Annotated in this window: 1 protein-coding gene; it reads right to left on the reverse strand. The window is 64.1% G+C overall.

What is annotated here, in order from left to right; translation table 11 throughout:
• Window positions 1-2 precede the first annotated feature (2 nt).
• Window positions 3-440: ATP-binding cassette domain-containing protein (locus AC1DIH_RS28195; protein WP_477774097.1), on the reverse strand; the 438-nt coding region annotated here is incomplete at its 5' end.

Genomic DNA, 440 nt, shown 5'->3' on the forward strand with positions numbered 1-440 from the left:
GATCAGACCCCAAGCAGTTCGTTCAGCACCGGCATCTTGGCCTGCAGTTCGGCGGCGGCGAAGCGCTCGACGATCTGCCCGTGCTCCATCACGTAGAAGCGGTCGGCCAGCGGCGCAGCGAAGCGGAAGTTCTGCTCCACCATCACCACCGTGTAGCCCTTCTTCTTCAGCATCAGGATCATGCGCGCSAGTGCCTGCACGATGACCGGTGCCAGGCCTTCCGAGATYTCGTCSAGCAGCAGCAGGCTSGCSCCSGTRCGCAGGATRCGSCCMACCGCCAGCATCTGCTGYTCGCCGCCAGACAGKCGCGTGCCCTGGCTCTGGCGSCGYTCSKYCAGGTTSGGGAACATSTCGTAGATCTCGGCCTCGCTCATGCCCCGGCTGGCGTCGGCACCTTTCAATACCGGCGGCAGCATCAGGTTCTCTTCGCAAGACAGGCT

The sequence above is a fragment of the Pseudomonas sp. 05N36 genome, assembly GCF_056397385.1.